The 10,031-nt window shown below is 60.4% G+C and carries 8 protein-coding genes; all 8 read left to right on the top strand.

The window, feature by feature from the left end; translation table 11 throughout:
* The first annotated feature begins 85 nt into the window (after positions 1 to 85).
* Positions 86 to 787, top strand: a complete 702-nt coding sequence (locus EOB49_RS29465; protein ID WP_127383042.1) for a GntR family transcriptional regulator — start codon at positions 86 to 88, stop codon at positions 785 to 787.
* A gap of 11 nt (positions 788 to 798) precedes the next feature.
* Entirely contained in the window at positions 799 to 2,391 is a 1,593-nt protein-coding gene (locus tag EOB49_RS29470) for a sugar ABC transporter ATP-binding protein (protein WP_127383043.1), read from the top strand.
* The gene (locus EOB49_RS29475; protein WP_245469691.1) at positions 2,388 to 3,377 is read left to right on the top strand and encodes an ABC transporter permease; all 990 of its coding nucleotides are present in this window, start codon (positions 2,388 to 2,390) and stop codon (positions 3,375 to 3,377) included. Before EOB49_RS29470 ends, EOB49_RS29475 begins: the two co-directional genes overlap by 4 nt.
* Positions 3,378 to 3,431: 54 nt before the next feature.
* Positions 3,432 to 4,382, top strand: a complete 951-nt coding sequence (locus tag EOB49_RS29480) for a substrate-binding domain-containing protein (protein WP_023808960.1) — start codon at positions 3,432 to 3,434, stop codon at positions 4,380 to 4,382.
* Positions 4,383 to 4,454: 72 nt separating this feature from the next.
* Entirely contained in the window at positions 4,455 to 5,048 is a 594-nt protein-coding gene (locus tag EOB49_RS29485; RefSeq protein ID WP_013533129.1) for a DJ-1/PfpI family protein, read from the top strand.
* 1,282 nt (positions 5,049 to 6,330) lie between these two features.
* Positions 6,331 to 7,572 carry an AMP-binding protein gene (locus EOB49_RS38085; protein WP_281060573.1) on the top strand — a complete coding sequence of 414 codons (1,242 nt, stop codon included), beginning with the start codon at positions 6,331 to 6,333 and terminating at the stop codon, positions 7,570 to 7,572.
* Positions 7,469 to 9,166: a non-ribosomal peptide synthetase gene (locus EOB49_RS38690; protein WP_281060574.1), complete on the top strand. Its 1,698-nt coding sequence runs from the start codon at positions 7,469 to 7,471 to the stop codon at positions 9,164 to 9,166. The genes EOB49_RS38085 and EOB49_RS38690 overlap by 104 nt, the downstream gene beginning before the upstream one ends.
* A 20-nt stretch (positions 9,167 to 9,186) precedes the next feature.
* Positions 9,187 to 10,031, top strand: an 845-nt coding sequence (gene nadE / locus EOB49_RS29505) for an NAD(+) synthase (protein ID WP_127383045.1), incomplete at its 3' end; no start/stop codon positions are given.

The following is a 10,031-nucleotide window of genomic DNA, read 5'->3' on the forward strand; positions in this document are numbered from 1 at the left end:
CATATCCGCTTTAAAATCGTATAGGATATAGGATTGCATCGACGGAACCATCGTGTTAGCAGTCCTCACTGTCAAGAGGCAAAATATGCAGACCGCAAACTTACCCGACCCAAGCGACGCCACCATTGGAGCTGGTCGCATCCAGCGCGCCAACAGTCTCGTCGAAGATGTCTATGAAGCCATCTTCGCGCAGTTGATGGCGCTGAAGATCCCGCCAGGCTCACGTATTACAGTCGACAGCCTGGTCAAGGAATTCAACGTCTCGCACACGCCGATCCGCGAAGCCCTTGGCCGGCTCGAAGGCGAAGGCCTCGTGCTCAAGACGCATTTGATCGGTTATCGTGCCGCACCCCAGATCACCCGGCGCCGTTTCGACGAATTGTACGAAATGCGTCTGCTGCTCGAACCGCACGGCGCCGCGAAGGCCGCCGCAATGATGGACGAGGCCAAGCTCAATGTGTTGCTCGAAGCCGCCGGCGTGATGTCACGCCGCGAAGGCAAGGATGATCGCGTACGCTATTCGAACTTCGCCAGGCAGGATGCGATCTTCCACGACAAGATCTTGGAGTTTTCTCAAAACGAACTCATCCGCGAGACGTTGAGCCACCAGCACACGCACTTCCACATCTTCCGCCTGATGTTTCATGCACGTGTGACCGAAGAGGCACTTGACGAACACGAGGCGATTCTTGCCGCGTTCGGCTCTGCCGATCCCGATGCCGCCGCAAAGGCGATGCGCATCCATATAGAGCACTCGCGCGATCGCCTGCTCCCGGCATTCGATTGAGGTCGGAACGGATGTCCATTGCCGCGAATATCGCCGGGGAGGGCGGGAGCACGTTGTCCAGCAATGCGCATGGTTCGCTCGAACCGGTGCTGCGCGCCCAGCAATTGTCCAAGCAATACGGCCCGGTGACGGTGTTGTCGGACATCACCCTAGACGTCCTGCCCGGTGAGATCCACGCCATCATTGGCGAGAACGGTGCCGGCAAGTCGACGTTGATGCGGCTGCTGTCCGGCTATGTCGAGCCAAGCCACGGCACTTTGTCGATGAACGGACATGCGGTGAAATTTGCCAAGCCCAGCCAGGCACAGGATGCCGGTATCGCCTTGGTCCATCAGGAGATCCTGCTCGCAGAGGGGCTCACGGTCACCGACAATCTGTTTCTCGGGCGAGAGCTTTCGCGTGGCCTGGTCGTGGATGACCGCACCATGCGCCGGCTGGCAGCCGAGAAACTGGCGCAGATCGGCTGCGCGGTCTCGCCAAGGGCACTGGTGCGCGACGTCTCGCTGGCAGACCGGCAGATGGTGCAGATCGCTCGCGCTCTGCTTGACGACTATAAATTGGTTATCTTCGACGAGCCGACCGCCGTTCTGACCGGTGGCGAGGTCGAGCGCCTGCTGGAGATCGTCCTGCGACTGAAGGCTCACGGCATCGCCGTGCTGTATATCAGCCACCGGTTGGACGAGGTGCAACGGGTGGCCGACAAGGTGACCGTTCTGCGCGACGGCAAGATGGTCGGCACCTATCCCGGCAAGACGCTGAGCCAGATGGATATGGCGCGGCTGATGGTCGGTCGCGAACTGGCCGCACTCTATCCTGAAAGGACCGCAGCGCCTTCGGATGTACCGATGCTGAGCGTGAGGAACGCCTCCGTTCCCGGCTATGCGGAGGACGTGTCGTTCACGGTCCACAAAGGCGAGATCCTCGGGTTCGCCGGCATGGTCGGCGCTGGCCGAACCGAACTCTTCGAGGGCATTATCGGCCTGCGCCCGGCGGCCGCCAAGGTCGAACTTGAGGGCAAGTCGATCCATTTCCAATCGCCGCGCGCGGCGATCGACGCCGGCGTCGGTTACCTGACCGAGGATCGCAAGGGCAAGGGACTGCTGCTGCAGGAGCGCCTGGCGCCTAACCTGACGCTGTCGGCGCTCGGTGTGTTCCATCCCGCCCTCTCGATGGGTCGGCGCCGCGAAGCGGAGGCCCTGGAACAGGCCGTGGAGGCATACGACATCAGGCTGAAGAGCCTCGGCGCCAAAGCGGGCCAGCTTTCCGGGGGCAATCAGCAGAAGCTGCTGCTGGCGAAGGTGCTGCTGACCGATCCTTCGGTGGTCATTATCGACGAGCCCACGCGTGGCATCGACATCGCCAACAAGGCGCAGATCTATGCCTTCATCCAGGAGCTTGTGGCGAAGGGCAAGGCCTGCATCGTCATCTCTTCGGAGATGCAGGAATTGATCGGCATCTGCGACCGCATCCTGGTGATGCGCGAAGGCCGCATCACCGGCGAGGTCAGCGGCGCCGAAATGACCGAAAGCAACGTGGCGGTACTGGCGACCAGTGGCCCCAAGCTAGGGCCAAAAGCCAAGGGAGGCACAGAATGGCTGTCATGACCGAATCCGCACCCGGGCGTCGCGCCCTGGATCTCAATGTCAGTTGGACCGACATCGGACCCTTCCTTGCGCTGGCGGCCCTCCTGGTCGTGGGTTACCTCATCAACCCCGATTTCCTGTCCGCCACCAATCTCGCCAACGTCATCACTCGCAGCGCCTTCATCGCCATTATCGCGGTCGGCGCGACATTTGTGATCTCGTCCGGCGGGCTCGATCTTTCCGTCGGCTCGATGGCCGCCTTCATCACCGGCATCACCATCATGTTCATGAACACGGTGGCGCCGCATGCCGGTATCTGGGCTATTCCCGCCGGCATGGCGGTGGCGATCCTGGTCGGCCTGCTGTGCGGGCTTGCCAACGGCCTCATCGTCACGGTCGGCAGGATCGAACCGTTTATCGCCACGCTGGGCACGATGGGGATTTTCCGGGCGCTGATAACCTATCTGACCGACGGCGGCACGATACCGATCGACCGATCGCTGCGCGAGGCCTACCGGCCTGTCTATTTCGGCACGGTTGCCGGCATCCCGGTTCCAATCCTCATATCCATCGCCGTCGCCGCAGTCGCATCCTTCATCCTGTACAAGATGAAATACGGCCGCAAATGCGCGGCGGTCGGCGCCAATGAGGATGTCGCCCGTTATTCCGGCATCTCGGTGATCAGGACACGGACCGTCGCCTATATCGTCCAGGGTGTCTGCGTGGCCATTGCCGCGATCTGCTACGTGCCGCGCCTGGGCGCCGCAACGCCGACGACCGGACAGCTTTGGGAACTGCAGGTCATCACCGCAGTGGTGATCGGCGGCACCGCGCTGCGCGGCGGCAAGGGCCATGTGTGGGGAACAGTCGCCGGCGCCGTCATCCTGGAGCTCATCGCCAACCTCATGGTGCTGTCGGACTTCGTCTCCGAATACCTCGTCGCCGCTGTTCAGGGCGTCATCATCATCATCGCCATGCTCATCCAGCGGTTTTCGAATTCGAAATAGCGCCGCGTCCGGACCACGCGGATCAACGTTCTTGTAGGTCCAAGGGAGAAGACAATGTTCAGTAGAAAATGGATTGCGGCGGCGACACTTGGCGCGCTGCTGCTGGCCGGCCAGGCCATGGCGCAAGACAAGAAGGTCATCGCGGTGTCGATACCGGCAGCCGACCACGGTTGGACGGCGGGCATCGTCTATCACGCACAAGCGGCGGCCAAGGAAATCAATGCCGCGTTCCCGAACGTCGAAGTGGTCGTGAAGACGTCGCCGTCGGCGGCGGAGCAGGTCAGCGCGCTTGAGGACCTGTCGGCCAGCCGCAAGCTGGACGCTTTGGTGATCCTGCCTTACAGCTCGGAAGAGTTGACTCAGCCGGTCAAGGCTATCAAGGACATGGGCACGTTCATCACCGTCGTCGATCGCGGTCTGACTGACGCCTCCGTCCAGGATCTTTACCTCGCCGGCGACAATATCGCGGTTGGCACCAACACAGCCAAGTTCATGATCGACAAGCTCGGCGGCAAGGGCGACGTCGTTGTGCTGCGCGGCATTCCGACCGTCATCGACGACGAGCGCATCAAGGGCTTCCAGGACACGATCAAGGGTACGAACCTGAAAGTCCTCGACATCCAATACGCGCATTGGAACAGCGACGAGGCCTTCAAGCTGATGCAGGACTATTTGGCCAAGTACCCGCATATCGATGCGGTCTGGGCCAATGACGACGACATGCTGCTTGGCGTGCTCGAAGCGGTCAAGCAATCGGGCCGGACCGATATCAAGCTGGCGCTCGGTGGCAACGGCATGAAGGACATCGTCAAGAAGGTGATCGACGGCGACGCCATGACGCCGGTCGAGACGCCATATCCGCCGTCGATGATCAAGACCGCGATCTACATGACCGTCGCCAACCTGATCGGCCAGGCACCTGTCCGTGGCACCGTCAAGCTCGACGCGCCGTTGATCACCCAAGCCAACGCCAAGGAATACTATTTCCCTGACTCGCCATTCTAACCCTATCCGATTTCACCGAAAGGCAGGGCGCGGTCTGCGCCTTGCCTAGCTCAAACACTGAGAGGAAGAGCCATGCCAGGCAAAAAGATACTGATGCTGACCGGTGAGTTCACCGAAGAATACGAAATCTTTGTCTATCAGCAAGCCATGGAAGCCGTCGGTCACACCATCCACGTGGTATGCCCGGACAAGAACGCCGGAGATCTGATCAAGACCTCGCTGCACGACTTCGAGGGCGACCAGACCTACACCGAAAAGCTCGGCCACTATGCGCTGATCAACAAGACTTTCTCGGAAGCTGAGAGGCAGCTCGATCAATATCATGCCGTCTACTGCGCGGGCGGCCGCGGCCCGGAATACATCCGCACCGACAAGCGCGTGCAGGCGATCGTGCGCCATTTCCACGAGGCCAAGAAGCCGATCTTCACCATCTGCCACGGTGTGCAGATCCTGATCGCTGTCGACGGCGTGGTGCGTGGCAAGAAGGTCGCAGCCCTCGGCGCCTGCGAGCCTGAAGTGACACTGGCGGGTGGTACCTACATCGACCTGTCGCCGACCGAGGCCTATGTGGACGGGACAATGGTTTCTGCCAAAGGCTGGACGGCGCTTGCTGCGTTCATCCGCGAATGTTTGAAGGTGCTGGGAACGGAAATCCGCCACGCGTAAGCTTCTGGAACCGACGCATTCCCCAAGGGATGCGTCGGTTCTCTTCAATAGCGCCTCCATATCCATATCAATTCGGTCGGGATCGCGGCTGTCGAGCGCACCGGTATAGGCGAGATGCTCAAGGAGTGCCGCCTGGTTGCGCTGCTTTCGTCCTTCTTGTGCTGGCGCGCGGCGCTGTTTCGGCGTCCGGATTAGAGGTCGTGTCGTCGACCGTGCGGCCCGTCGTCGCCCCAAGCGATCACGCTCGGTGCCGAGGTCCGGTGAACAAGTTCCCACAAAACCTTCTGACGACCGTTCGATCGGCGCTCAGGCGCGACGTCACCATGAAAGCGGGATGCGCCTGAGTTCAGGCCTGCGTCAGTCAAGCTGGCATCGCGGGCAAATGGTCTCCCGGCGTCCGGGTTGGTCATCGGCCTGACGAAAAGAACGGCGTCTAGGAACGATTCCGGCCGGCTGCCGTTGCCTAACATTAGATATCTCTTATGGAAGTTGCGAAATGCCGCTGTGTCAGAATCTATGCCCTCTTGAAATGACTTTCAAATGCCCGCGTTGCGGATTGGCTTTGCTGAAACCCGGGCGCTGGTTTCAGGTTGCATCCAAATATCGCTGCGAGGGATGTCACAGCGAAATCCGGATTACTTATCCCGACAAGATTGCACTGTTCCAGAAGTATGCGGCGCAGCGCGAGGCTCCACCTCCGCCAAAGCATAGCTCAGTCCTGACCAAGTCATTCAGCGGCTAGGCCATGGTCCTGCCAGGGGCGGCGGGGCGACTGAACGCTGACTGCCGGCGGCAGGGTTGCCTGTTGCATGGAACGAAATCCGTTCCCTGCGGTTGGAAGGTCATGCCTCCAGCTACACGCAATTGAACCGGCCATGCCCTGCAGTCAGGAGCAGTGATGCAAACATACCTGGTAGAGCAAATGGAAGGGGACGACGTGGTTGCGGCGAGTAATGTCAATGCGTCCAGCCCGTTCACGGCGGCGACCATATCAACAGGACGCCAGGTTACCCTGCGGACATGGGAAAACAACTGGGTTCGTGTCACGGATGAGCTTGGAGGGGAAGTATTCGCATATTGCTTCGTTTCAGGCACTGGCGGAGCGGACCGCAGCGCACAGCCCGACACTTCGGTAAGGTAGCACAGCCGAGCGAGCGCAGGCTGGCATGCTCAACTTCGAACGATTTAAGCGATCAAGACTGCCTCGCGCATCATCCGAATGATTGATGAAAAGATCATGCCGCGGGGCGATAAGCGGCAACAATCCTAGCGTGGGGCCCTTATGTCTCTGGCGCATTTAGAATCTTCGAGGGCGATTCAAACGGTGCAGGCTGACTACCAAGCGGTGGTCTCTTGTCGATGGTCAAAAGTTCCCGATCATGCTCTTGACGAGGGCGGGCTCGTTCTACGTCTGCATCAACGGATGGGAACTGGCTTCGTCGATATTCCGGTCTTTGATCACCTGAGGGAAATCGCCGGGCGTTATTCCGAGAAATTAGCCGCCAGCGACGGCACCAACCGACTGACCTATTCCGAGCTTTTTCGGGCGGTCGAGGCCTTGGCCAGCCGGATTGAAGCCGTCGTTCCCGACGGAAATGCGGTTGGAATACTTCAGGCCAACTCGGTCTGGTACACCGTTGCCATGCTGGCCAGCATGGCATCCGGTCGACCGTCGGTGCCGCTTAACGTGCGAGATCCGGACTCGCGCATCAACGAAATCGTCGCCGACGCGAGGCTCTCCGCCATAATTGGCGACAAAGGCCTCCACGGCCTTGATCTGCCCCAGCACGTTGCCCGGATCGATATAGCGCAATCGTTGCAGGCAACGCTTCGTCCAGCTGGACACCGTACCGTTTCTGTCGATGCACCGGCAATCGTGCTTTATACCTCCGGCAGCACGGGCCGCCCCAAGGGAATTGTCAACAGCCAGCGGAGCTTGCTGTGCCGGGTGCAGCAATATGTCGACGCGTGCCACATCAATGCGCAGGATGTTTTCTTGCCCCTGACCGGCCCGGCAACCATCGCCGGTTGTCGGGAAATACTTGCTGCTCTTCTTACGGGTGCTACGTTGCAGCTTGTGGAGGTCGAAGCCGTCGGCCTGCGCGCGGTTCGCGGCCGCATGCAATCGGAAGGCGTGACGATCACCTATCTGGTGCCGGCATTGCTTCGCGCTCTCCTGGCGGATGAGCCCGCGGACGCCTTTGGTTCACTCAGGGTTGCCCGAATTGGAGGCGAGAAGGTGTCCTCGGCCGACATCCGCCTGGTGCGCAAGGCTGTCCCGCCAAATTGCTTGGTGCAGATCGGCTATTCATCGACGGAAACGACTGGATCGCAGTGGTTCTTACCGCACGATTGGCCGGAATTCGATTCTTCAGCTCCCGTCGGTTGGCTGCTTCCGGGAATCAGCTTCGCGATTGTCGATGAAGAGGGTTACCCGGTTCTTGCCGCACGATTGGCCGGAATTCGATTCCTCAGCTCCCGTCGGTTGGCTGCTTCCGGGTATCAGCTTCGCGATTGTCGATGAAGAGGGTTACCCGGTTCAGCCCGGCAAGATCGGAGAACTGTTGATCAGAAGTCCGTATGTCGCCCTCGGATATTGGGAAAATGGGGCAGTCGTTCCGTTTGAAATAGATCCCGACGACCAGACGCTTCGTATCTTTGCGACGGGCGATCTTGTGCAAATTGGGAGTGATGGCCTGTTGCGGATCATCGGTCGCAAAGGGCGCCAGATAAAGGTCAATGGGCGGCGCGTTGAGCCGGCCGAACTCGAACGGGTTCTGCGTGGCGCGCCGTCGGTGAAGGATGCCGTGGTTATCGTCACCCCGGCGAATGAACTGGTTGCGTTCGCCGTCCCGCACGGCGGGGCGGGAGCCAGTTTTTGCGACGAGCTGCGCCAACTTGCCAGGACAAAATTGCCGCCGGCGCTTTGCCCGCTGCGGCTCCATGCGAGCGCCGAGATACCGCGACTGGCCAGCGGAAAGATCGATATGGCAATGCTGGCTGCAATCGACCTTTCGGTTCGGGAAACAACGCCCCCACCGCAAATCCCCCATGCGGGAAATGAAGTTCCGGCTCATCAGATCGTACGGCGTGCCTGGACCAAGGTCCTTAAGACGCGGGTCGCCCTGGGCTGCTGGGATGAAGCGGGGGGAGATTCGCTGAAGCTGCTGCATTGCGTGATGGAAATCGAAAGCGCGATCGGGCAGGAGCTCGGATTGGAAGCCTTCACGGTTGGAATGAGCTTCGATGAGATGGTTGCAGCGGTCATTTCCGCTCAAGGAGGCGGCGAGCACGCGCCTGCCTGGAAACACGAGCCTCCACTGCTTTTCCTTTTCCCCGGTTCGGTCGGCTATGGTCCGAGCCTTGCTTCGTTCGCATCGGCAATAAGCAAGGTCGCCAGGGTGTCTCCCATCAGATATCCGGCCCTGGGCATGATCCTGCAAGGTCAGAACACTGTCGCCGCAATGGTCGAAGCTGCAATCGATCATATCAACCGCGTGCAGCCTACCGGCTGTGTTCGCCTGCTTGGCCACTCGCTCGGAGGAGCGGTCGCTTTTGAGGTTGCCGCGCGTCTGCTTGATCAAGGGCGAGCGGTAGCGTTCACGGGCATTCTGGATACCAGTCTGGTTGGCGAGCGCAGCAAGCGTTGGGAGACCATTACCCGGACATTTCACCGGATCCGAACCAATCGTATATCGGCTAGTCGGGTGGCGTGCCGCGCGCTTGCCAAGGTCGCGGTCAAAATGCACTGCGAATCCCGGCTTGCCAGCTTCCTCGACCGCTATGCCGAGGGTCAGTTCAACCCGACGAGCTTCAGAACCAAACTGGAACTGCAGGAGGTTCTGCGGGCGCGCGCCTTCTTCCAATGGCTGGCAGAACCCAGGCCGATACTGCCGATCACCGGCACCTTGTTCCGTTGCGCGCGGCCCGGAATGCCGCTTGCACTCGGGTGGGACCGGGCATTCGTCCATCTGGACGTCATTCCGATCGCCGGCACTCACATCGACATGGTCGTGGAGCCCCATCTGACCATCAATCGCCCGCTCATCGAAAACGCTGTGACCGAGACCTACTCTTCAGTCGAGTCACGCCAACAGGAGGCAGTGTCATCGACCTGATCGGGGAATTCAGCAGCGATGTGCTGGCGCTCGATGCCCGGCTGGAGATCGATCGCATCGTCGAGACTTTGCGCGAACAGGTTCTCGGCACACAACGGCGTCGCGGAGTGGTCGTCGGGCTCTCCGGAGGCATCGACAGTTCGGTCGTCGCAACGCTGTGCGCACGGGCGTTCGGGAAGGACAAGGTGCTCGGCCTGTTCATGCCGGAGCGCCATTCGTCAGGCGACTCGTTGAGGCTTGGCCGCAGCGTCGCCGGGCAGCTTGGCATCGACACAATCCTTGAAGATATCGAGCCGGCGCTTGAAGGCATCGGCGCCTACGCCCGACAGATCGAGGCCATCCGAACTGCCGTCCCTGGATATGGCGAAGGCTGGAGATGCAAGCTGGTCATGACATCGGTGCTGGAGAGCAGCGGCCTCAATATCACGCGCCTTACGGTCGAGGATCCGCACGGAAAGATCGACACCGTGCGTCTGTCGCCGGCGGCTTACCTGCAGATCGTCGCTGCCACCAACTACAAGCAGCGGGTTCGCAAGATGACCGAGTATTATCATGCGGACCGCCTCAACTATGCAGTGGCAGGCACGCCGAACCGGCTCGAATATGACCAGGGCTTCTTCGTCAAACAGGGCGACGGCGTCGCCGATGTGATGCCTATCGTCCATCTCTACAAGACCCAGGTTTACCAGCTGGCGGAATATCTCGGCATTGACAAGGAGGTGCGAACAAGGCCGCCGACCACGGACACGTTTTCCATGGCGCAAACCCAGGAGGAGTTCTACTTCGCCTTGCCCTATCAGCTGATGGATTTGTGCCTCTACGGCATGAATCACGGAATTTCGGCCGGCGTGGTTGCCGCCGCCGC

The organism is Mesorhizobium sp. M7A.F.Ca.MR.148.00.0.0, assembly GCF_003997735.1.
In the GTDB taxonomy this organism is placed as follows: Bacteria; Pseudomonadota; Alphaproteobacteria; order Rhizobiales; family Rhizobiaceae; genus Mesorhizobium.